Source organism: Fluviicola sp., from assembly GCF_039596395.1.
Lineage (GTDB): Bacteria > Bacteroidota > Bacteroidia > Flavobacteriales_D > Crocinitomicaceae > Fluviicola.
Genome location: NZ_JBCNJT010000001.1, coordinates 1,985,159 through 2,008,139, shown reverse-complemented (window position 1 = coordinate 2,008,139; position 22,981 = coordinate 1,985,159). Strand labels below are relative to the sequence as shown.

At 42.1% G+C, this 22,981-nt stretch carries 23 protein-coding genes; 17 read left to right on the top strand and 6 right to left on the bottom strand.

Features of this window, described 5'->3' with window-relative positions; translation table 11 throughout:
• Positions 1-111: 111 nt before the first annotated feature.
• The 6 genes from ABDW02_RS08850 (at position 112) to ABDW02_RS08825 (ending at position 6,832) form a co-directional block, all read left to right on the top strand.
• Entirely contained in the window at positions 112-1,737 is a 1,626-nt protein-coding gene (locus ABDW02_RS08850) for a tetratricopeptide repeat-containing sensor histidine kinase (RefSeq protein ID WP_343634182.1), read from the top strand.
• Entirely contained in the window at positions 1,724-2,470 is a 747-nt protein-coding gene (locus ABDW02_RS08845) for a response regulator transcription factor (protein ID WP_343634181.1), read from the top strand. Before ABDW02_RS08850 ends, ABDW02_RS08845 begins: the two co-directional genes overlap by 14 nt.
• Positions 2,471-2,685: 215 nt before the next feature.
• On the top strand, positions 2,686-3,108 hold the full coding sequence (locus tag ABDW02_RS08840) for a hypothetical protein (RefSeq protein WP_343634180.1): 423 nt from the start codon (positions 2,686-2,688) through the stop codon (positions 3,106-3,108).
• Positions 3,109-3,536: 428 nt separating this feature from the next.
• On the top strand, positions 3,537-5,531 hold the full coding sequence (locus tag ABDW02_RS08835) for a tetratricopeptide repeat protein (protein WP_343634179.1): 1,995 nt from the start codon (positions 3,537-3,539) through the stop codon (positions 5,529-5,531).
• A complete protein-coding gene (locus tag ABDW02_RS08830; protein ID WP_343634178.1) occupies positions 5,528-6,148 on the top strand; it encodes a response regulator transcription factor in 621 nt (206 codons plus the stop codon). The genes ABDW02_RS08835 and ABDW02_RS08830 overlap by 4 nt, the downstream gene beginning before the upstream one ends.
• Positions 6,149-6,442: 294 nt before the next feature.
• On the top strand, positions 6,443-6,832 hold the full coding sequence (locus ABDW02_RS08825) for a hypothetical protein (protein ID WP_343634177.1): 390 nt from the start codon (positions 6,443-6,445) through the stop codon (positions 6,830-6,832).
• Between the two features lie 46 nt (positions 6,833-6,878).
• Here ABDW02_RS08825 and ABDW02_RS08820 read toward each other — a convergent pair whose 3' ends face one another.
• Both ABDW02_RS08820 and ABDW02_RS08815 read right to left on the bottom strand, forming a co-directional pair.
• A complete protein-coding gene (locus tag ABDW02_RS08820; RefSeq protein WP_343634176.1) occupies positions 6,879-7,271 on the bottom strand; it encodes a hypothetical protein in 393 nt (130 codons plus the stop codon).
• A gap of 12 nt (positions 7,272-7,283) precedes the next feature.
• Positions 7,284-7,670 carry a helix-turn-helix domain-containing protein gene (locus ABDW02_RS08815; protein ID WP_343634175.1) on the bottom strand — a complete coding sequence of 129 codons (387 nt, stop codon included), beginning with the start codon at positions 7,668-7,670 and terminating at the stop codon, positions 7,284-7,286.
• 98 nt (positions 7,671-7,768) lie between these two features.
• On the opposite strand from ABDW02_RS08815, the gene ABDW02_RS08810 reads away from it, so the two are divergent.
• Entirely contained in the window at positions 7,769-8,392 is a 624-nt protein-coding gene (locus ABDW02_RS08810; RefSeq protein WP_343634174.1) for an NAD(P)H-dependent oxidoreductase, read from the top strand.
• A 67-nt stretch (positions 8,393-8,459) separates the two neighbouring features.
• Here the strand turns inward: ABDW02_RS08810 and ABDW02_RS08805 are convergent, their stop codons facing one another.
• Positions 8,460-10,649, bottom strand: a complete 2,190-nt coding sequence (locus tag ABDW02_RS08805; protein WP_343634173.1) for a T9SS type A sorting domain-containing protein — start codon at positions 10,647-10,649, stop codon at positions 8,460-8,462.
• Between the two features lie 390 nt (positions 10,650-11,039).
• Between ABDW02_RS08805 and ABDW02_RS08800 the strand changes: the two genes are divergently transcribed.
• The 3 genes from ABDW02_RS08800 to ABDW02_RS08790 are packed head-to-tail and all read left to right on the top strand — an operon-like array spanning position 11,040 to position 13,494.
• On the top strand, positions 11,040-11,954 hold the full coding sequence (locus ABDW02_RS08800; RefSeq protein WP_343634172.1) for an ABC transporter ATP-binding protein: 915 nt from the start codon (positions 11,040-11,042) through the stop codon (positions 11,952-11,954).
• Positions 11,954-12,796, top strand: a complete 843-nt coding sequence (locus ABDW02_RS08795; RefSeq protein WP_343634171.1) for an ABC transporter permease subunit — start codon at positions 11,954-11,956, stop codon at positions 12,794-12,796. Before ABDW02_RS08800 ends, ABDW02_RS08795 begins: the two co-directional genes overlap by 1 nt.
• The gene (locus tag ABDW02_RS08790; protein ID WP_343634170.1) at positions 12,796-13,494 is read left to right on the top strand and encodes a hypothetical protein; all 699 of its coding nucleotides are present in this window, start codon (positions 12,796-12,798) and stop codon (positions 13,492-13,494) included. The genes ABDW02_RS08795 and ABDW02_RS08790 overlap by 1 nt, the downstream gene beginning before the upstream one ends.
• 49 nt (positions 13,495-13,543) lie before the next feature.
• Here ABDW02_RS08790 and ABDW02_RS08785 read toward each other — a convergent pair whose 3' ends face one another.
• On the bottom strand, positions 13,544-15,286 hold the full coding sequence (locus ABDW02_RS08785) for a VWA domain-containing protein (RefSeq protein ID WP_343634169.1): 1,743 nt from the start codon (positions 15,284-15,286) through the stop codon (positions 13,544-13,546).
• Positions 15,287-15,397: 111 nt separating this feature from the next.
• Between ABDW02_RS08785 and ABDW02_RS08780 the strand changes: the two genes are divergently transcribed.
• The 7 genes from ABDW02_RS08780 to ABDW02_RS08750 all read left to right on the top strand — a co-directional run bounded on the left by ABDW02_RS08780 (position 15,398) and on the right by ABDW02_RS08750 (position 20,837).
• Positions 15,398-16,552, top strand: coding sequence for an MFS transporter (locus ABDW02_RS08780; protein ID WP_343634168.1), 1,155 nt, complete (start codon positions 15,398-15,400; stop codon positions 16,550-16,552).
• 103 nt (positions 16,553-16,655) lie between these two features.
• On the top strand, positions 16,656-17,327 hold the full coding sequence (locus ABDW02_RS08775; protein ID WP_343634167.1) for a hemerythrin domain-containing protein: 672 nt from the start codon (positions 16,656-16,658) through the stop codon (positions 17,325-17,327).
• A 147-nt stretch (positions 17,328-17,474) separates the two neighbouring features.
• Entirely contained in the window at positions 17,475-18,323 is an 849-nt protein-coding gene (locus tag ABDW02_RS08770) for a thioredoxin domain-containing protein (protein ID WP_343634166.1), read from the top strand.
• A gap of 106 nt (positions 18,324-18,429) precedes the next feature.
• The gene (locus ABDW02_RS08765; RefSeq protein WP_343634165.1) at positions 18,430-18,969 is read left to right on the top strand and encodes a hypothetical protein; all 540 of its coding nucleotides are present in this window, start codon (positions 18,430-18,432) and stop codon (positions 18,967-18,969) included.
• 266 nt (positions 18,970-19,235) lie between these two features.
• A complete protein-coding gene (locus tag ABDW02_RS08760) occupies positions 19,236-19,673 on the top strand; it encodes a peptidase M23 (protein ID WP_343634164.1) in 438 nt (145 codons plus the stop codon).
• A gap of 174 nt (positions 19,674-19,847) precedes the next feature.
• Positions 19,848-20,000 carry a lmo0937 family membrane protein gene (locus ABDW02_RS08755; protein ID WP_343634163.1) on the top strand — a complete coding sequence of 51 codons (153 nt, stop codon included), beginning with the start codon at positions 19,848-19,850 and terminating at the stop codon, positions 19,998-20,000.
• A gap of 276 nt (positions 20,001-20,276) precedes the next feature.
• A complete protein-coding gene (locus tag ABDW02_RS08750) occupies positions 20,277-20,837 on the top strand; it encodes a helix-turn-helix transcriptional regulator (protein WP_343634162.1) in 561 nt (186 codons plus the stop codon).
• Positions 20,838-20,936: 99 nt separating this feature from the next.
• Here the strand turns inward: ABDW02_RS08750 and ABDW02_RS08745 are convergent, their stop codons facing one another.
• Together ABDW02_RS08745 and ABDW02_RS08740 are read right to left on the bottom strand one after the other, a co-directional pair.
• Complete coding sequence (locus tag ABDW02_RS08745) at positions 20,937-21,233, bottom strand: hypothetical protein (protein WP_343634161.1); 297 nt, start codon at positions 21,231-21,233, stop codon at positions 20,937-20,939.
• A 179-nt stretch (positions 21,234-21,412) separates the two neighbouring features.
• Positions 21,413-22,777 (bottom strand): aldehyde dehydrogenase, encoded by a 1,365-nt coding sequence (locus tag ABDW02_RS08740; RefSeq protein WP_343634160.1) that lies wholly within the window; start codon positions 22,775-22,777, stop codon positions 21,413-21,415.
• Positions 22,778-22,981 lie beyond the last annotated feature (204 nt).

Here is a 22,981-nt window from a genome sequence, read left to right as displayed (position 1 = left end):
CTGGGGACACTTTTTTTGATTACTGATAAGGTCTTTGCTGAAAGAGATAGGAGCAATCAGTTCATTGACCAAAGAACAACCGAATTGGCTGCGAAAGTTGATTCAAAGGTTTTGTCTAAAACAATTGGTTTTGCAAAGTTGGAAAACTGGGATTCCGTTTTAGTGAATACACAGAAACTTTTACAGCAAGTAAAAGACCCAAAATTGCTTGACTTTGTACATTATTACAGAGGAGAAGCATTTCATAAGAAGCGGATTTTCAGGTATGCTATGAGTGAATTTGACCTGATTCGAAAAGACTTTGAATTCCATACCATGGTTCAGTTCAATAAGGCAAGTATTTTTTTATCACAGGAAAAATACAATCAGGCTTTGAATTTATTTAAAAGTATTGATACTTCGAATGCAAAAGACATTCAAACCATTCGTATAGATGGGCTGTTTCACAATATGGGTGTTTGTTACCTGCATTTGGGAAATTATCCGGAATCAGAAAAGTATTTGCTTACAGCAGCCAGATTAATCGAAGAAAGAAAAGATTATGTTTCGCTAATCTATTCGTATATTGATTTAGGAAATCTTTATTACGAACAGTACCTCGACGATAAAGCAATTATATATTTTGAGAAGGCTTATAATTTTTCTCAAAAATACGGTTCATTTGAATTGAAACTAAATGCTTCGCACAATATGGCTGTAGCAGAGGAGAACCGGAAGCGTTACGATAAGGCATTGGCTTATCGCAAAGAATATGAGAATTGGAAAGATTCCCTGAATGACCAAAACAAAATATACGAAGTTGCCCAGATCGAAAAAAGATTGGCTTTGGAACACGAACATCAGCGGGTTAAGTTGCTGGAAACGGAAAACAAACTGAAGCAAGCGCGTTTGAATACGTATTTGTTCGCTGCTTTATTCCTGTTGGCTGTAATCATTTTCGGAACTTACTTCTACCGCCAAAGTGTGTTGCGCTCGCGGGTAATTTTGCGTCAAAAGCAGGAACTCGATCTCCTGAATGCTACAAAAGACCAATTGTTCTCTATCGTTAGTCACGATTTGAGATCTTCGGTCCATGCACTCAGTGTGAGTAATTCCGGTCTGAAAGACAAAGTACAAAAACAGGATTACGCCGGTTTGGAGAACCAGCTGGAAGAAAACAGTGTGATTGCCACCAATACTTACAATATGCTGGATAACCTGTTGAATTGGGCGCTTTTGCAAACGGAAGGCGGTTATTTTAAACCGGAAGAACACCGTTTAAGCATGCTGATCGACCATGTGGCTTTCAATTTCAAAGGAGTCCTGAACCAGAAAGGAATCACCTTTGAAAATACGGTCCCGAAATCCGTAAAAGTATTCGTGGATGCAGAATCCCTGAAGATCGTTCTGCGGAATTTCATGGACAACAGTATCAAGTTCTCGGATTCCGGATCGGCGATTACGGTAAGTCTTCATGCTCCCTCCACACTCCACACTCAAACTCACGCTGATGAGGTTACATTCATCTGGAAAGATACCGGGAAAGGAATGTCGGAGGAAACGCGCCTGAAATTACTCAGCGATTCGCCTCAATTGACCAAAAAAGACCACGAAAAAACAATCGGTTCGGGATTGGGAATGAATTTATGTCGCGCAATGCTAGCAAAAAACAACGGGAAGTTCGATATTTGGAGCAGACAAAATGAGGGAACGAGTATGATCGTTACCTTAAAGACATGTGCTGATGGAAAAAATTAAGGTCCTGATTGTTGAAGACACGGTAGCAGAAAGTGATAAACTGATCAACACATTGACAGAGAGTCAATTCGAAGTGGTGGGCGTTGCACGCTCGCACAAAGAAGCATTGCAGTTGTTCTATACCAATAAAGTAGACATCGTGGTGATCGATATTTTCCTGAACGGTATTCCCGAAGGAATTACCTTCGCAGAAACACTCAACAATGTTCCGGAATCTGCAAGGCCTTTTGTGTTTTTGACCAGTTCCACCGACCGAAGCATTTTCGAACGGGCAAGACTCACCAAACCTTACAGTTTCCTGTTAAAACCTTTCAACCCGCTGGAAGTGTTGTATGCGCTCGAAATGGCGATAGAGAAATTCTACGATCAACCCGATATTTTCCAGGGAGACGAAGAAGATACCGTTATCAGTTCCGACTTCCTGTTCATCAAGAAAAAAGATGCCTTGAAGAAAGTGGCCATTTCGGATATCATCAATATCGAGGTGGAAGAGCGCTACTGTTCCATTTTTGTCGGCACTGAAAAGTTCGTCATCCAGATTTCGCTTACCAAAGTGATCAACCTGCTTGATCCGTCGAAATTCTACCGCGTACACCGCAATCACATCGTAAATGCACATGAGATCGAAGAGATCCAGCCTTCCGACGGCTTGCTTGTGATGAGCAATAAATTATACGTGCCTATCAGCGACCATTACAAAGAGGTGCTGAACCAATTCAAGATCATCAAGTAATTATCCATGATGAATTATCAATGGGCCATTGTAGCCTTGATAATTCAACCATTCATCATGGATCATTGAAAAAAATCCCATGCTTCGTTTTTGGTTTTTCGTGACATCGATTCCGGTTTTCATGACATTCCCCCGGATTTGCACCGGAAAGAGCCCTATACTTGTTTCAGTCAACGATGCAATGCTAACAGGATTGCAGACTAAAATGAAGAGAAATGGAATTTTTATTGACAGATGTAACACTTTCGCCGCTTCCCGATGCTAAAACAGTTCTGGAAGAGATCCGGGACCTGGAGTCTTACTTTGAGTTGTACTGGCATTTTTCCCGCGGAGAATTATTGCCGTTCGATTTTCCTCAGAAGCATTTGAATCAGTTTCCTGACAGGACTTACAAACAGCTTTTGATGACTGCAATAGCTAATAAAATGAATACTGTCAATACCTATTTGGCGATTCAGAATGAATACCTGAAGAACTATTATGTATTGTACCTGCATTATGCAAACGGGATGGATATTCCTTCAGACTTCCCGGAATTGATTATCGACCAGTTCCCCAGCAGAAGTTATATCCATCAGTTGAAAGGAGCAATTTCCATACTACAACAGGAAATTAATACCGAGAGAACAGCGATGTGAAAAAGAGTAATACCACCGCTATTCACTGAAACGAACACTACAACAGCGCCTAATGTTAGCTTTCACAGGAGAGCAGAGGTAGTAGCGACCTCTGCTTTTTTTAAACCAACTATTCAATGAATAAATAAACACTATCCACTTCCACTTGCGTAAAAGTTGCATCGTCAGGTAATTCATGTTATAATGAAGATGTAAAAACAAAAATCCTCCGTTCATTCAGCTGACGGAGGATTTTTTACCTTACGCTATAAGTAGTAATAATCGGGTGTATTATAGTAAAGACCGGTTACGGTCATTTTTCTAGAACTTCTTCAGCAAATGTCAGCTATTTTAAGTAGTTATCCACTAAGGGGAAACCCTCTATTTTGCCTGAAAAAGCATCGGATCCGTTTCAAACTGGTATTTTTAAAGCGGGAAATTCGTTTTGGATGAATAAACAATGGATAAAACTTTTTGGAACTGTTTCACTGTTACTGCTTTTTCTAAGCGCCTGCGGTGGACGGGGTAGTGAAGTTATTTATCGCCAGGAATCCCGCACAGGGTTGGATGACACTTGTCTCTGGCTTTCAAAAAGGACCAATTATCACAACGATAATTTTTACGATGTCTTCAATGCTTATTACGAAAAGCAATTAAAAAAACACGAGTACGATAAGGCGGCACTCGCACTTTCGGAACTGGCCGAACTGGAAATGTATTTCTCCCTCTTCCGGGAAAGTACCCGGGATACCATTCTGTCCTTTGAAAAACACTATAGAAAGAAAGTGTCGTGGGATAATTCCCTGTTCGTTGACTCGTATTTGGGGAATTATGAACTCAATCAGAACCAGTACCGAAACGCAATGCCTTATTTCAGGAGACTGATCAAATACACCCCTTTTGATTTCAATACCTGTGTGGAAGTGGCACATGGTTACGGAGATCTGGCGTATTGCTATTTTGCAATAGGAGATCATGAAAAGGCTATTCAATACGATCTGAAAGCACTGGAATGGTTCAAAAAGACAGACAACGAAAACGGAAAAGGCGCCATTTACGACAACCTGGCGCTGGTGCATTTGTATATCAAAGACTATAAGGCTTCGGATGCTTACTTTAAGAAGGCGATGAATTCTTTCAAACAGGTGAAAGATACCGTAAACATGCTTACATCCCTGCACAATAAGATCATTTTGTACCAGGAAACGGATAATCCGATGCAGTATCAGTTGATCGATTCGGCCTACCATTTTTTCAAAAAAAGTAAACTGGAAGATGAATCCCTGGATCTTTCGCTGTCGGCGTTTTACGTGGAAATGCTGCTGCATGAGAACAGGGTAGCGCAGGCCGGAGCAATCCTGGAGGAGCTTAAACCATTGGTAGTGGAATTGAATTCCCCCGTTTCAGATGTGGAGTACACGGTTGCCTTGGCCGAATATGAAATCAAATCCGGGAAAGGGATCAAAGATATTGCCCTGATCGAAAAAGCCCTGGAAACGGTAATAGAAGAAGAAGATTATCAAAACCAGGCAGCTTTTGCCGAGGTGTTGAGAGACAATGCCCTGCTGGCTAAAAATTACGAGAAAGCCTTTTTCTATTCCGAAAAACTGAAACAGGCCGAAAATAGTATCAGTAATCAAAAAGTGATCAACAAAACCATGGAGTTGAATAAATTGCATGAAACCAAACGAAAGGAAGAGCAGATTGCATTTCAGAAAGAAACCATCTCCAATGGAAAAACAACCATTGCACTGTTGTTTTCCCTCCTTATGGGGCTTCTTTTGGTGTTGGTCATTGTATTTTCCCGTCAGAGACAGAAGAAAATCAAAACAGAGAACAAGCGTGCGCAACAATATACCAAGCAATTACTCGATAAAACCGAAGAGGAACGCAGGCGTATTGCCAGTGATCTGCACGACAGCGTGAGCCATGAACTGCTGAACCTGAAACATTCCATCGGATCCAATCCCCGGCAGTCCGGGGAAAAGATCGATTCCATCATCAAGGATATCCGGAGCATTAGCAGGAACCTCCACCCGGTAATGTTTGAGAAAGTAGGGCTTTCGGCCAGCATCAATCAATTACTCGACCGCGCCCAGTCGGTGAATCAGTTGATGGTAACTTCAGATATCGTGTACTGCAACTCGTTGTCCGTTTCCGATGAATTACAGGTTTACCGCATTATCCAGGAAGCACTTTCCAATATTATCAAATATGCGGAAGCTGTAGCTGCCAAGATTATAATCCGGGAAAGCACGGAAGACCTCATGATCCAGATCAAAGACAACGGGAAAGGATTCAATGTACAGGAAACACTCTCCAAGAAAGATGCTTTCGGGCTTCACAATATCATCGAACGGAGCAAGGCCATCGGAGGCCATGCAAAAATACATTCCGATAAAAACGGTACCATCATCACTATTGACTTAAAGAAAACAACATGACAATCGTAATTGCAGACGATCACCCTTTTACACTGCAGGGAACACAGAGTTTCGTGGAATCTTACGGATACCAGGTAGTTGCAACTTGTGCTAACGGCGTTTCAGCTTTAAATATGATCCAGCTCCGCACACCGGATATTGCCATTTTAGACATCAATATGCCGGCACTGGACGGGTTGGATGTGGCCAAAAAAGTGCAGGAACTGAAACTAAAGACAAAAGTCATTCTACTGACCATGCACAACGAAATGACCATTTACAACAAATCAAAAGAATACGGAGTTTACGGCTATATCCTTAAGGAACATGCGCAAGTGGAATTGAAGAATTGCCTGGCAGAAGTGGCAAAAGGAAACCAGTATGTGAGTGATTCCCTGTTGAATGATTTGGTCAGTGTGCGTGAAACCGGCACCAGTGAACTGGATAAACTGACTTTCTCCGAAAGAAAGATCATTGAATTGATAGCGCAGCAAAAAACCAGTAAACAAATTGCAGAAATGCTTTTTCTTTCCGAAAAGACCATCGAAGGCCATCGCTCCAATATCATTGAGAAACTCGGATTACCCAAGGAAAAGAACATCCTGTTAAAATGGGCTTTGAAAAATGGCCTGGAATAGGGAGTTAGCCTGTGTGCTATTTTCAAATTGAAAAAACCGGTTTTCATTTTGAAGCAAAATCCAAGTGGGGCTGGCACGGTTCTCTCAGTTTCTAAAATGATCTTGTTTGAAAATGTTAAAATGAAAATCCTAGTAAAATTGCGGTTTTCCGATGTTTTGTGCGCTCTTTTAAACGGTTTTTAAATCGATTTAGTACTTCTTGCCTTTTTCCGGAATGTAACTTTTTTTGCTTGGTATAGTTGTTGTCTGTAAGCAATCACCAGGCTGGAACGGTACATTAAAAATTAAAGGAGTATGGCACGTTTTCTATCAATCAGTTTAGTAGCAGTTGTAATCAGCAACCTTTTTGCTTTTGCTCAAAAATATGAGCCTGTTCCCATGTGTTTGTTTGTACAGGAATCAGATCTGGAAAATCAGTCTTTTTCCGATGGTTCATTGGAAACAGCCGATAAGGCCGCTCCAATGACACTGAACATCCACAATACGTTCAATTCCAACTACCTGACTTTGGAAGTATTCGGACTTTCCAAAGCAGTTCCGTTCCAGTTGGTCAATTCCCAGGGTGTAGAAATGTATACCGGAACCATCAGCGGAACACAATTGATCGAAACAGAATCCTGGCCGGCGGGAACATATTATTTCCTATGCGGTAACCGACGGGAGACTGTATACATTATGAGGTAATTTACCAGCCTCGAAAGAGGATATATAAAAAAGCCGGTTTGATTTTTCAGACCGGTTTTTTGTTATTTAAATCGGTTCTGAAAAACATGTAGAGGTACACAGTCCGGTGATTCGAAAGCTTTTTTACCTGTATCCATTCCGGGTACAGCATTTCCGGGTTGGATCGTAATTGCCGGAAACGCTCAAGTGTATCATCCGAATCTTCCTGCTCCATAGTTATATGCAGCTGGTTTTTTGACAGCCTGAGTGTGTTTTCACCTGCAATAGCAAACGATAGTTTTATGAGTGATTCGGTTCCGTCTTTTTGAAGAAAAGGAATACGGTCGATTTCGGCATTTTTCTCCGCGAATAACCGCCCGAATAATCGGATAAAAGCATCCAGGCCGTCCTGGTCAAACGTGAAGTTGATGGAGTTAATAGAGTGGGAGAGCCTGATCATAGAGCATGGATATCAGGACCGCATTTCCCGGATTTTTTCCCGGTGCATTTTTCCCCATTCAACCAGCTCATGCAATACCTGGCTTAACGAAGCACTGTATTCCGTCAATGCATATTCGACCACTACCGGAGTTTGGTTCAGAACCGTTCTGCTCACAAAACCGTTCATCTCCAAGTCTTTCAATTCATTGGAAAGCATTTTAGCTGATATCCCCGTAATTCTTCTCTGAAGTTCGTTGAACCGTTTGATGTCACCGTCTCTGAGTGCAATGATCACCTTCAGCTTCCACTTTCCTCCGATCACGAACAAAGCATCTTCGAGTGCATTTAAACGCCCGTTGCATTCCGTAGATGTCGGAGCGGCAGACAGGGGTGGGAATTTGGGTGTTTTTTTTTCCATTTTTTCCTGAATAACTAACCAAAAGGTAAGTACTAACTTAAAGTATACTACTCACTTTTAGAAAGCAAAGCTACCTAATTTTGTCCAAAAAGCAAACTATGAAAAAAATCATTCACATCACATCAAGTACAAAAGGAGCAGCTTCTTTCAGTACGCAACTGGGAAAAGCAATCATTGAAAAATTGCAGATTCAATATCCGGATAGCCAGGTAATCCTTCGTGATTTAATAGCCGATCCGGCACCTTACGTTTCAACGGGAGAAGTGGCGGCATTTTTCATGCCAGAAGACCAGCATACGGAGGAAATGATCAAAGCTGCAGCTTATTCAAAAGCAGCTGTAACCGAATTATTGGATGCGGATATTCTGGTAATCAGTGCGCCGCTGATCAATTTATCCATTCCAGCACAGTTAAAATCCTGGCTCGACCACATTACACGCTCCGGACAAACTTTTCGCTATTCGGAAGCCGGTCCGGAAGGTTTGGTGAAAGGAAAGAAGGTATTCCTGGCATTGTCCGGAGGTGCTGTTTACACGGAAGGACCGATGCAGGCGTTCGATTTTTTAACCCCGTATCTGAAAGGCATGCTCGGTTTCCTTGGAATGACAGATACTACAGCTTATTGGGCGGATGGAACGTCTGTTCCAGGCTGGAAAGAAACTACCCTTGAACGTGCAATCCAAAGCATCTCTATCCCGGAAGACCTGGAAGCAATGGCTTAAAAAAGAACATAAAAAAAGCCGGCTTGAATATTCCAGGCCGGCTTTTTTGTTACTTATTGGTTATGAATTATTGAATGCTGATTGCACGCTGTGTAGATCCTGTTTCGGAAACCAGGCGAACAAAGTAAATTCCCGGCTGAACCTGGATATTCATGTTAACCGCTGTTTCTCCTTTGGAAATGGATTGCTCACTGATTTGTTTTCCCTGAGCATCGATAATGATCAATTGCGTTTCTTCTTTCAAAGCGTCAAAAGCAACCTGGAATGATCCGTTGTTAGGAACCGGGTAGATTTCCAGAGAGGATACACCCAATTCTTCTATTCCTGTAGTACCGCAATCAACAACCGTTACAAAAACACTGTCAGTAAGTGTACAATTCGCATTATCTACTACGGATAGAACTACTTCACCAGAGCTTTGAACTGCAAATGAGTTGTAATTGTTGTTTACACCGTTCCAGGTATAAGAGCTATAACCGAATCCTCCCGGAATGATGAACAATCCATCTTCTGAACATACCGTTGTATCAGGACCAAGGTCGATGGTGTTAAACATCAACGTGATTTTGTTCGGACAACCAAAATTCGCAGCTGTTCCCATCAATTGCGTAGCCATATCTGTGGCCTGGAAGTAAATCAGGTTTTCGTCGCCCCCGCCAAAAGTAGGGGTGCTGCTTTCGTAGTGCCCGTAAAAACGATTGTTTGTAGGATGAATTACAAAACTAGCCATGTCCGAAAAGTCGGTAATATCCAGGATAGCTGTTGCAGTGTTCGTAGTAAAGTTAAAATCAACAATCGAATCATTATCATCGCGGAAGTAAGCGTGGCGGTCTGTTCCGTCAAATCCCGACATTCCCCAGTCAGCCCAGTTTTCAGAACCGTATACGTTCAGGTTGTGCTGCCCCATTGGCGTAACCAATCCGTTTAGGATAGAGATGTGGTAAAAGTCATAATTTCCGTAAGCAGTTCCAACGATCAACTCATTGTATCCGGCAAGCATTACACCTTGGTCCAGTACTCCAACTGTAATTGGCTGAGACAACATGATGATTTCTGTTCCGTAGCTCAAATCTTCATTCAATGAGCGTAAAGCATTCATAGTAAATCCATTCAGGTTGTCATCGTTTGGAGTGAAGGGAGCAACTGTATTGTAAAGCGTGTATAACTTCAATGTGGACAAGTCTGTAAAGATTCCGTCGCGTTTTGGTAGATCCATGCCATTTTGAAGATTCAGACCAAATCGGCCGGTAGCATCATCACCTACAATATACACGTAATTTGCTGTTACTGCGATTCCGCCACGATCATCTCCGGTGATATCATCATGATCAACCGTTTGAAAATTGCTGGTATCAAGAGAAGTTATTTCATAGTTGTATGGAGTTGACACAATAGCAGTGTACAAGTCCATCGGGTTAGAAGTAATTGGAGGCAGCATCATGATATTTCCCATTCCAAGTTGGTTGACCAGGTCTTTATCTGTTGCATAAACTTTTACTATATTTCCGTAGTCCAAAACCGTCCAGGTATTTTCACATACCGTTTTTGATTCATTTGCCGGATTTGTCATTACAGTAAACTTGGCACTATCTTGTGTATAACACCCGTTTGCTTCGGTAACTGTGTATGTGATGTTGTAAACCCCGAACGCATTCGGTAAGGTGCTCAAATCAATGGTGTTATTGACAACTCCCATACCTGTAAATGTACCACCTGTAGGAGAACCCACTAAATTGATCGGATCTTCCGAAAGACAAAAAAGGCTGTCTGTGGTAAAATTGAAACTGGCTTGTTGGGAAGGAACACCTGTTGTACAGTAATTGTATGTAATTTTAGCGCGCATTCTGTTGAAATTACAGTAAGGGCTTACATTTCCTTGTTTTACAAATTTTAAAACAACACTTCCTCCATACGCATTGACATCTGCAAACGGTATTGTTACAGTAGCCGTAAATGGAGAGCAGTCATAGTACGTCGGTGATGTAAAGTTTCCTATTAATGTCGTTCCTGGTCCGTAAATGTTGAAAGAGCTTCCTGGATAAAAATAAGCATCACCATCCATGGTCAATGTGGCATCACTGTACGCTCCAGAAGCAAGTGAATTAAAGGTATAGTACATTGTATCGCTGGAATAATCAATGTAGTTATAATCGTCATTTGTAGGAGTACTCCCGTAAGCAGAGTAGGTCTGGGAATACCCGTTAAATGTGGCAAGTATGCTAAAGAGCAGACTTAAAATGAAGTAATTTTTTTTCATATTCAGATTTTGTTTTGTTCAAAGCTAGGTCTTTTGTTTCCCGGAAATTTTCCCGGGTAGGTGATTCAGGGGGTAACCCTTGTACATCGAAGTGCCCATAAACAGAGCGATTGCGCCCGTGTGTTTTTTGACGTTGAATTAGCTGTTTGGTTTCCAGTGGATTAAAACTCAGAAGGTTTTCCCATAACCCACTGTTCAGGGTTTCCCCGGTATTGGTCCGCATCATTTGGTTTTGCAGCAGTCAACCGATTTAATCAGTACTTTTTTATTGGCCTATGAAGAGATACCGTTCACCGAATTTTTGAAAAAATTGGGTTTAACGAAATCGGATAATCCTTACTTTTAAGGGTCTTTTTGAAACGGAAAGGCATTAATCTGTTTACAGGTAATATGGAACAACAAACCATTATCAAGGTTCGGAATTTGTCCAAGAAATTCGGGTCCTTTGAAGCAGTTAAAAACGTTTCCTTTACGGTCAATAAAGGAGATGTTTTCGGATTCCTGGGACCAAACGGCGCCGGCAAAAGTACAACCATCCGTTGTTTGTTATCGCTCATCAGCCCCGACAACGGAACTATTGAATTATTTGATAAATCCCTGCAGAAGAACCGTTCTGCCATCCTGGCAAACATCGGGAGCATCATCGAAAAGCCTGATTTTTACAAGTATTTGTCGGCGCAAAAGAACCTGGAAATCTTTGCACGTATTTCCGGAGCGGATGTCTCGAAGAAAGAGATCCATGAAATGCTTGATTTTGTAGGATTGGGTGATCGCGCAAAACACAAAGTAAAAGGCTTTTCCCACGGGATGAAACAGCGCCTGGGAATTGCACAAACCTTATTGCATAAACCGGAATTGATTATCCTTGACGAACCCACAACCGGTTTGGACCCACAGGGAATTATCGAGATCCGGAACCTGATCCTGCGCCTGAAGAACGAACAGAATAAAACCATTTTGCTGTCTTCGCACCAATTGTCTGAAATCGAACTGATCGCCAATCGCATGGTGATTATCAACCAGGGAAAATCCATTGTGGAAGGTTCCGTGGAAGAGTTGCTGAACAGCGAAGAAACAATGGTTCGCATTGAAGTAGATGGAGTGGAAGGAGCGATGCAGTTAATCCGTTCCAAATTCAATCCTGCCGAAATCAGCCAGGTTTCTTCCAAAGAACTGGAAGTGCTCCTTTCGAAAAACCATGTTCCGGATCTGACCAAAGAACTGGTACTGGCCGGGTTTACGATCCATGCAATCGAGCCGAAACGCAAATTAGAAGATTATTTCATTAAAACCATTCAATCCTGATGCTTTTCAAAAACACGTACAACGAGTTCATTAAGATCGTATCAAAACCCAGAAGCTATTTGGGATTGGGCGCTTTAACCGTGCTAATCGGTCTGATCATTTTTGCCATGAAAGCAGATGGTGAATCGATGGTTTCTTTTGTAACTGCAAGTTTCGAACAAACCCTTTCGTTCAACGGCAAACTGGTAAATGGAAACCTCATTGCCTTTATCATCCTGCAAATGCTGGTGGTCCATATTCCATTGCTGATTGCTTTGGTAACCGGAGATCTTATTTCGGGAGAAGCCGCCATGGGAACGATCCGAATGCTGGCAAGCAAACCCATTTCGCGTACGCAGATTGTGCTTTCGAAGTTCACCGCCGGAGCCATTTATACGCTGGTCATTACACTTTGGCTGGGAATTCTGTCCTTGCTGGTTTCTCACCTGGTATTCGGAACGGGAGACTTGATGGTGTTAAACAGCGACGGATTGGTCATTTTGCCGGAAGCCGATATCTTGTGGCGTTTCGGGTTGGCGTTTTGCGTGGCGTATTTGTCCTTGCTGACTGTAGCAACGCTTTCGATCTGTTTGTCGGCCTTTGCAGAGAATTCCATCGGACCGATTGTCGCAACCATGGCAATCATCATCATTTTTACGATCATCGGAAGTTTGGATGTAACCGTTTTCGATACGATCAAACCGTATTTGTTTACGACCCACATGGCGTCCTGGCGCAGTTTCTTTGAAGATCCCGTTCCTTTCGATGACATTATCAATTCCATCGTGATTTTGCTCACGCACATTGTGTTATTGGTCGGAATTACCTTATTTAAGTTTAACAGAAAAGACATCACATCGTAATGAAAAAGAACCTGTTTTTTAGTTTCCTGTTCCTGACTTTCGGAGTATTCGCGCAGGAACCGGAAAAAGTCATCGAAAAGATCAATGCAAAGATGGCTTTCGTAAAAGATTATACCGTCAATGCACACATCGATGCAGATATCCCGATGATCAAGATCATGCCTTCCAATGCAAAGATTTATTTCAAGCAAAAGGACAAGGTAAAGATCGAATCGAAAGGAATTACTATTCTGCCTAAGCAGGGCTTTACGGAGTTGAACACTTTTTTGTCTGACAAATCCAAATACACAGCCGTTTTCGGAGATTCACTGAAAATCCGCGATGTGGATACGCGTTTGATCAATATTATTCCGAATTCCACTTCTGGAGAAATTGTCCTGGCAAAGATTTGGGTCGATCAGAAAAATGCGGTCATCATGCGTTCGCAGGTCACTACTCAAACCAACGGAACGGTGAAAACGGATTTCAAATACGGATCACAAATCGGTAATGGCTTGCCCAGCGAATTGAAATTCGAGATAGATGTGAAGAAGTTCAAAATGCCGAAAAGCGTTGCTGCCGACATCAATAAAACATCTGCGGACCAAAAAAAGGCAAAGGAAAAACAACGGACAAAAGGGAATATCACGATCACTTTGAGCGATTACAAAGTGAACACCGGTTTGAGCGACAGTATTTTTAAAGAGAAGAAAAAATAGATTACATGTAGGGCCGAAAAATTTTTCACTCCTACGTGTTTACGTGGAACTACTGCGTAGCAACTTTCAGCAACGCCTCTTTCAAATCGATCTTATTCGTATCGTACAAAACAACTCCCATGTCGGTATACGTTTTTTGAAAGGCCTTCGCTTGTTTTTTACCCAATGGTTTGCCCAGGTAAATGAAATAAACCGCAATGCTATCGCTTTTTAACTGGTTTAACAAAGCTTGTGTTTCAGCATTCAGAAGAAATTCACCGTCCGTTAGTAAAAGCACTGCATTCACGCCTTTTTCCAGTTTGTCGGAAGCCAGAAGGCTTTTCACCGTTTCGAATCCACGCTGAATATTGGTTTGGCCGAATGCGTGGATGTGTTCTATTTTTTCGTGAATGTGTTTTTTCTGATTACAGGGAACGGATTGAAGCAGGATATCCGATTTACCTGAAAAAGTAACGATCGAGATCCGGTCGATTTCGCGCTGCATGTTGACAAGGTTCACAGCATTTTCCTTCAAATGGCTCAATTTCCCGGATTCGTTCATGGAGGAAGAAGCATCCAATAGATACACCAAATGATGAGGTGCTGCTTGTTGGATCAGCAATTCTTCCTTGCTCAGGTTGGAAGGAACAGAATCTTTTGGAAGAGGCTCATTGATTTCTTCGGTATACTCAAATTTGTACAGGAGTTTCGGCGCCATCAGCAATACGTTTTGATTCGTATCGATCTCGGAAGGAGAAAGGCAGCAGTCGGAAGTTTTCCGGAAAGTCAAGCCGTCGGCTATGGCGATGTAATCGTTGTAATCTTCCACAATGGCATTGTAACTGCGCACAAAATCATTGTAAGCCTGCTGCGACTGTTTCAAATAAGGTTCGGAAGGAAACCTGGAGGAAGCAAACCAGTATATGCGGCTTTGCATGGAAGTATAAAATGTGCGGTAGCGCGTATGCAGCCAGAATCCGCTGTGCAAGACGCCGTAGCCACGTGTTTTGTACAAATAAAGCGAATCATTTTTCAAGCCTTCGGCATTTAATTGCCTGATCCTGGCGTCGTATTTTGCAGTATTGGACATATTCTCCGCGTACAATTCCTTTTCCCACTTCATCAATACGATCATGGTCAGGTTCAATTCCTGTAATCCTTGCTGCAATTCTTTGTGCGTACCGAAAGGCGGGTAGTGGAAGTTGCAGTAATCGACCAGTGCGCTGTCGAGTTCTTTACTGTTCACGTAACACTCCCGGAACCAGCGACCGTGTGTTCTTAAAATACTTTTTGCCGTTTCGAAGCCTTTGTCTGACCGGAATTTTTTCTCCGAAACATATTCGTTCAACGCTTCGTGGGTCGCATACAAACTATCCGTCGAAGCCAGGTATTTATTCAGGAAAGGTGCAAAAGCCGAGTATTCGTTTTTGGGTTTTGACAGCACTTTTAAAACCGTTTCTCTTGCTTCGAGCCAGGGAATGTAATCGGCTTGATAAGCCGGAATCTGGTTTTGTGCATTCGGAGTAATTTCTTTGAACCGGAAAGTTTGCTCGATATTCGTGTAAGACAAAAGCCCGCTGTGTTGTGTTTTGCTACAATAGAAATAGCTTTCATTCACTTTTTGACTGCTGCGATTCATTGCTTTTTGCAATTGAACGGCGTCGAAATACCAGTCCTGGTTGCAAAGGCTGAAAGCATTCATCAGTTCTACCACATGATTTAATTCACGAACAGCCTGATTCCGTTTTTGCGCACGGCAAACAGTGGAGAAAATGATGCAGCCGGCAAACAGGAAGTATTTTATTGAAGTCATGAATGAGTATTCGATCATGTTAAATTAATGAAAATTCAAACGCCCGGCTGCTGAAAAATAGTTGTGCGGGTAACTATTTCAGCTACTTTTGCAGGCTCGCAGGGAGGAATTATGAAGAAAGCACTGATTGCATTGTCATTTGGAGGATTGACCATCGGAATTACAGAATTTGTTATGATGGGATTGCTCCCGGACATTGCAAGGGATTTATCGGTTTCCATTCCGAAGGCCGGTTATTTGATTTCAGCATATGCTTTGGGAGTTGTGATCGGTGCCCCGACACTGGTTTTGATGGCGCGCAATTATCCGCCGAAGAAGATTTTGCTGGTTTTTGCAGCGATGCTGACCGTTTTTAACGCTTTGTCAATCATTGCCCCGAATTACGAAGTTTTATTCGTGTCGCGCTTGCTTTCGGGCTTACCGCATGGAGCTTTCTTCGGAGTAGGAGCAGTTGTTGCAAGTCGCCTGGCCACGAAAGGAAAAGAAGCGCAGGCCATTTCGATTATGTTTGCCGGGCTCACTTTTGCAAATCTGATCGGAGTACCTGTCGGAACTTACATTGGCCACGAATTTTCCTGGCGTTATTCGTTTGCATTGGTAGCAATAATCGGGTTAATAACCTTTACCGCACTTTCTTTTTGGATGCCGGTCCTGGAATCGGATAAACCGGGAAGTGTAAAAAGTCAGCTGGTATTTTTCTCGAATCCGAGAGCCTGGTACATCATTTTGATTACGGCAATCGGTTTTGGAGGCTTGTTTTGCTGGATCAGTTACATTGCTCCGCTATTAACGGATATTTCCGGATTTTCAGCTGAAAGTGTGTCTTCCATCCTGATTTTGGCAGGTTTCGGGATGGTCGTGGGGAATTTCCTGGGTGCAAAACTGGCGGATAAATATTCTCCGGCACTCACTATCCTGATGCTTTTACTTGCCATGGCCCTGGATTTGACCCTGGTCCTGTTCACGTCATTCAACCCGGTCGCTTCACTGATATTGGTTTTCTTCACGGGCTGTATCTCTTTCGCGGTCGTTGCCCCGATCCAAATGCTGATGATCCAAACAGCGAAGGGTTCCGAAATGATCGCATCTGCGGCATTGCAGGCGAGTTTCAACATCGGGAATGCCCTGGGAGCTTTCCTTGGAGGAATTCCTTTGGTAATGGGGTATGATTTTACTTCTCCGAATGTTGTAGGATTGATGATGGCACTTGTGGGAGCCGTGATCACCACTGTTTTGATCTTCCGGATGAAGAAGGATCAGGCCTGAAAAAGAAACACCTTTCAGACAGCTTTACCGCTTTTAAGGTATTGATGGAGCAAGATTCTCTCCGTATATTTGTTTCAATTGATTATCACAATTCACGCGGGATATGAAGGAAGAGCAGAAAACAAAATGGGGGAAGAATGTGACAGATCGTTTGCTGGAAGAACGGTTGAACAATATGCCCGTTTTTGATACTTCCCGGGATGCTTTAACCCAATTGATTGAATTGGCAAAAGAAGGCATGACGGATTTCCCGAAAGAACTCATACAGGAAGTAGCAATCCAAGATTTGCTCGGAGCGCTGAAAAAATCCCACGGAAATTATTTGAATACCAAGCTTCCTGAAATAGAGCAGTCGATCTATAATTTATATAGCAAGCAGGCCAATTCCGACAATGTATTACTGATGTTGTGCGGGTTCTTCATTTCCTACCAAAAGAAGCTGGTGGCGCATATTCAGTACGAAGAAGTTTTCCTGTTTCCCTACATCGAATCTTTACTGGAATTCCGCAAGTCAGGAATACCTATTGACCGCGAACGTTTCGGGAACTTTACCCTGAAACAATTCTTTGACAACCATTCGAACCTGGAAGAAGACCTGAACGAGGTGAGGAATAAAATCACCGGGATTATAGAAGGGTTGAAAACTCCTCTGGCTTTCCGCATATTCCTGACCCAGCTGGAACACTTTGAAAAAGACCTGGCCATTCATGCCGTTTTGGAAGACGATGTGCTTTTGCCCCGATTGGTGGAACTGGAAGTTCATTTGTTGGGCTGAGAAAATGTTCAATTAGTCAAAGTTGAACCCTTTGAACCCTTTGAACTCTTTAAACTCTTTGAACTCACTTTACCTTTTCAATTCTGCTTCCTCAATTTGTTTGGCTCAATATTTGCCTTTTCGTAACTTCAACAAAAAAACAGAAACATGAAACTGACATTTCTTGCCCTGATTGCTTTAGTAAGTACATACTCATTCGGTCAAATCACCTTCGAACACGGAACTCTGGAAGAAGCTTTAAAAAAGTCCAAAGAGGCTAAGAAACCTTTGTTCGTGGATGTATTTGCTACCTGGTGCGGGCCTTGCAAGCAAATGGCGGCAACTTCGTTCGTTGATCCGGAAGTAACAGCTTTCTATAATTCAAACTTTGTTTCATTAAAGCTTGACGGTGAGAAAAACGACGGGCCGGAAGTGATGCGTAAATACGGAATCAGCGCTTACCCGACACTTTTGTATTTCAACGCGAACGGAGATTTGGTTGCTAAAGTAGTTGGCGGGCAGCAGGCAAAACAATTGCTTGCGAAAGGAAGAGAAGTTGTTAACCCGGAAGGAAACCCGGTTTCTTTGGCCAATAAAACCTACGCAAAATCTAAAAAGAAGCGCGAAGACCTTAAAGCTTATGTGAAAGTGTTGGCAGATAACGAGCACGATTCATTGCGTAAATACGCGGAAGAATATTATCAAAAGTATCCCGCGTTGGATTTGAAAGACCCGGTTGAATTCCAGGTGTTCAGAAGCGCAGTTCACGATTATAAATCACCGTTGAGCAAGGAATTCCTCAATAACGATGAAAACGTGAAGAATCAGGATGTTTATTTGGGGAAGATCAATGATTATTTCATGACAACTTACCAGGAAGCAAAAGCGGCAAATAACTTTGAGATCATGCAAAACATGGTTGTGGAGATTTATCCTTACCTGAAAAAATGTAATGTTCCCGATCTGCCTTCTCAGGCTGATTACCTCGAATATGTGAAAAGCCAGTTTGTGAACTGATTTGGTGAGATTTATGTAATAATCCGGAATTTTTATATAATGGCAATTCTTTGCTAATGAAAGATCTTTGTAAAAAGCACAAAGTTTTATCATTAATTATAGAGTTATGTCAGCAGAAGAAAACAACTGGAACAAAGATCAAAATCAGGGTTCCAATCAGGATCAAAATCAGAATCAGAATCAAGGTTCCAACCAGAACCAGGGTCAGAATCAAAACCAGGGTCAAAGTCAAAATCAATGGGGAAGCCAAAATCAGGGTTCCGAGCAAAATTCTGATCAACGACCGAATCAAAACACCAATCAGAATCAGAACCCGTATTCCAACCAAGATTCCAATGCGAATTCAGGAACGGGACAAAATACGGCACCATTCCAGATTACAGGTAATTGGGGCCAGCAATCTTCTCAATTGAAGAATAAATACAGTGAACTAACTGATTCGGATCTGGACTACCGTCCCGGACAGGAAAACGAATTAATGGACGAACTAGGCACAAGACTCAACAAGTCGCGCGATGAAGTTCAGAATATCCTGAACGAATTTAATCAGGGACAGTCCAATCAAAATCAAAATCAGAATCAGAACCAGAATCCGAACCAAAATCAGAATCCTTCTGATGAGGAACCGGATAAATACGTCCTGTAATTTTAGATGTAACGTGCTTATCAGTTACTATTAATACGACTAATAGTAACTGTTAGGTTCTATCTAGAGAAAGGCGTCAGTCTGAATACGACTGGCGCTTTTTTTGTGGCCTTTCGCTTTCCCGGGAGCAGATTTTAAGCGTTTAACGTTCCTTAAGAGTTCTGTAAAATATGCAATAATTGCGGCAAAACGTGTAAAGATTAAAACACCTGCGAATTGCATATTTGTTATAAGTGAAAACGCATTCACGGTTAATCTGGATAGTCATGAAAAGGATAGTAATACGCCTGGGATTATCGTTACTGGTAGTCGCTCTTGCAAGTTGTACGCAAACAAAATCTGAAAAAGTGGAAAACGCTTCGGATAAAGTTCAGGATGCGCAGCAAGAATTAGATCGGGCACAGAGAGAATACGAAGAAGAGGTTGCAGAATACCGGCGTTCGGTACAGAACGATATCGATAATAACCGCGCAGAGATAGAGCGTCTGCGAGCTGAAAAGATCAATGCACGGGCAGATGCCATTCAACGAAGAAACGAACGCATCGAAGAGCTTAGAAAACGCAACGATGAAATGGAAGCCCGAATGGACGAAATGAAAAATACGAACCGGGAAAACTGGCAGGAGTTTAAGAGAGAGTTTAACAACGATATGGATGAACTCGGACAAGCTTTCAGAGATCTTGGAAAAGACAACGTAAAATAATACAAATAAACAGTTGATAGGATAGGTTAAGATTGGTTTTAGGTAGGGAAGCCGTTTCGGCGGCCTCCCTTTTTCAAACCGGCTTTACAAATCGGTCGATTGGTTAGAAACTAACAGACAGGGTTCCGGACCGGAAAAACCGGGATAATTATTCACCAATTAATACTTACAATCATGAGAGCAATATTGAGCACCATAGCAATTCTTGTAGTAATCGGTTGGGCCATCGGATACTTTGGCTACCATACAGGAGGATTATTCCATTTAATATTAGTGATTGCACTGATAGCAATTGTTTTACAATTAATTCCAGGAAGAAGGGATTAGGTAATCACCAGATAGGGGGAAGACCATCCGGCAATAATTCTTGTTGGATGGTCTTTTTTTTGTTTAAACGGCATGCATCCGGAAATGTGAAATAATTATAAAACATAACAGGTTGTTTTGCCGCGTTGGTTTTTAATTCTATCTTAGAACCATTCACACGCACTACAAATAGTTATAGCTACATTTCATTAACAGGAAATAACGCAAATTTTTTTACTGATACCTGAATAACTAAGTGAACAGAGTTAGTTTTTTTTATTTAAAAATTAAAGCGGTATGAAGTTATTTATTAAGTACATGGTGAGTCTTCGTTGTAAGATGATCGTGAAGGAGGAACTGGCAAACTTAGGTTTGCGCCCAAGCAAAGTCGAATTGGGAGTTGTTGAAGTGAAAGAGCATGTATCTGATGAACTTCGTGAAAAAATTCGGGTCAATCTGGCTAAATGCGGATTGGAACTTCTGGAGGACCGGACGAGTATCCTCATAGAACAAATCAAGGGTGTGGTCATTGAAATGATCCATTATTCGGATGAAGCTCCGAAAATGAATTATTCGGATTATATCAGTGAAAAACTGAATTACGATTACACTTATCTTTCGAATGTATTTTCCAAAGTGAAAGGAATAACCATTCAGCAATTCATCATCATGAACAAAATTGAGCGCGTCAAAGAGCTCCTGATGTATGACGAAATGAACCTCACGGAAATTTCCTACAAGCTGAACTACAGCAGTGTGGCGCATTTGTCCAATCAGTTTAAGAAAATTACAGGACTTTCTCCATCGTTTTTCAAACAAACAAAGCAACTCGAAAGAAATACCCTGGAAGCGTTCTGATAGGATTCAAAATAACATCTACCAAAATAGTGAGGCTGTTTTTTTAAAACAGCCTCTTGCTTTTTATAGCCTTTCATAGTTACAATTTGTAAGAGAAGATCAATCGTTGTCTTCTTCCAGGTTTTCGTGATCGTCCCCGCCTAAACTGTAATAATTGTTTTCTTCGTCTTCATTGCCGGTATCTTCCTGTTCATCATCCAGTTCGGAACCGGGAACATCCAGGTTCTTATCAATGGAAGATTCATTGGGAGTTTTCTTTTTAGTGGGTTCTTCCGGATCCAGATCTTTTTCTTCCTTGTCTGTGCGGTAAATGTCTTCACTTGCCGGATATGCCGGATATCCCGGAAATTTTTCTTCAGACTTTTCTGCCGGCTTATTTGGTTTTTTTGTGCTCATAATTCATTTTTTTTGATGGTAATTTCTCCCTGTAAGTTAAGGAATTGGCAAACAAAAACCCTTACAGAAATCACTGGAGTTGTTCAAGTAATTACTTATACCCTTTGAACCCTTTGAACTTTTGAACCCTTTGAACTTTTGAACCCTTTAAACTTTTGAACCCTTTAAACTTTGAATGTTCACTTCATCCCCATCAATCGCCGGATCCATTTCAGTTTCCCTTCCGAATAAGGCGAATATTTCAGGTTTGTCTCAAACCAGGTGGCTTTTTGTAAAATGCTTTTATAGTGAGAAAATGTCCTGAATCCTGCTTCGCCATGATAGGATCCCGTTCCGCTTTGTCCCACGCCTCCAAACGGCAAACGGCTGTTGGAAATGTGCATTACCGCTTCATTGATTGCGCCACCTCCGAATGAAAGTTCGTGCAGCAATTTGTCCCTGATCGAAGAATTAGTGGTGAATAGGTAACAGGATAACGGCTTTTCGCGCTTTTTGATTTCCGGAATCACTTCATCCAGGGAATCGTAAGTGATTACGGGCAGGATCGGCCCGAAAATTTCTTCCTGCATGATTGCATCGTTGAAAGTAACGTTGTGCATCAAAGTCGGTTGAATGATTCGTTGCCCTTCCCGGATTTCTCCCCCGGAATAAACTTTGTCCGGATCGATCAGGTTCTTTAGCCGTTCTAGGTTCTTGTCGTTAATGATCCGGATGTAATTTCCGTTCTCAATGGAATAGGAAGCTTGTTCGATTTCTGCTTTTGCGAGTTCCAGGAATTCGTTCTTCCTGCTTTTGGGAAGCAATACGTAATCCGGCGCAATGCAGGTCTGGCCGGAATTCAGGAATTTAGCCCAGATCAGGCGCTTGATACCCATTTTAAAGTTCGCATCTTCCGTGAAAATTGCCGGGCTTTTTCCTCCCAATTCCAGCGTAACAGGAGTGAGGTGTTTGGCTGCGGCCTGATACACAATCCGGCCTACGTTCGTACTTCCGGTAAAGAAAATCTTGTCGAAACGTTCTTCCAGCAAAGCGGTTGTTTCTTCAATTCCGCCTTCTACCACGTGAAAAAATGCGGGATCAAAAGCCGTATTGATCACTTCTGCGAGGATATTACTGGTGTTTAAAGGCAATTCGCTGGGTTTCAGGATTACCGTGTTTCCGGCTGCAATGGCTGCAATAGCCGGAGCTAAAGATAGCTGATACGGATAATTCCATGCGCCGATTATCAGCGAAACTCCCAGTGGTTCCGGTATAATGTAACTTTTAGCGGGAAAGTTCACCCAGTTAGTCCGTACGCGTTTACGTTTTGCCCACTTTCTTAATTTGCTGCAGGCTTCATCGATGTCCAGGAAAACCAACCCGAATTCGTTGGTAAAAGTTTCGAATGGAGATTTGCCGAAGTCTTTGTAAATAGCTTCATTCAATCGGTTCTGGTTCGATAGTAACAACGATTTTAGTTTTTGCAATTGCCCGATTCTGAACTTCAAGTCCTTCGTTTGGTTGGAGTTGAAAAACGCGCGCTGCTGATCGATGAGTGATTTCATGACCTTTAAGTTACTGAAAAAGAAGAGCAATAACCGGATTATTGATGCATGATTTTTTGAATGTATTCGGAGGTGTTTCCATTCCAGTAACAATGAACGCACCGGCCATTTTCAAATTCATGTTTACAATTCCTGTATCCGTACAGGTAATGGGCACAATTAGGACATAATCCCTGCATCTTTGAAGCCTCGTGGAAATAGTCG